This window comes from Corallococcus sp. RDP092CA (genome assembly GCF_041903675.1).
Classification (GTDB): Bacteria; Myxococcota; Myxococcia; order Myxococcales; family Myxococcaceae; genus Corallococcus.
In genome coordinates this window covers 1-338 of the sequence record NZ_JAYESI010000147.1, presented here as the reverse complement: position 1 = coordinate 338, position 338 = coordinate 1, and the positions used below count along the sequence as shown (strand labels likewise).

Genomic DNA, 338 nt, shown 5'->3' with positions numbered 1-338 from the left:
CGCCCTCCTCTCCATCCTCAAGGTGGGCGCCGCCTTCGTCCCCGTGGACCGCAACGCTCCCGTGGACCGCATCGCCTCCCTGCTGGAGGACGCCGACGTCGGCGTGGTGCTCACCCACCAGCCCTTCACCTCCCTGTTGCCCGCCTCCGGCACCCGCGTGTGGCTGGATGCTCAGCAGGACGCCCTCGCCGCCCTTCCCACGCATGCGCCGGACGTCCGCGTGGACGGTGAAGCCCTCGCCTACGTCATGTTCACCTCCGGCAGCACCGGCCGCCCCAAGGGCGTCTGCGTGCCTCACCGCGGCATCTCCCGGCTGGTGCTCGGCAGCTCCTTCATGC

General features: G+C 71.6%; 1 protein-coding gene. It reads left to right on the top strand.

Annotation, left to right across the window (positions count from 1 at the left end):
* Nucleotides 1-338, top strand: a 338-nt coding sequence (locus U8525_RS34550) for an AMP-binding protein (protein ID WP_374270985.1), incomplete at both ends; no start/stop codon positions are given.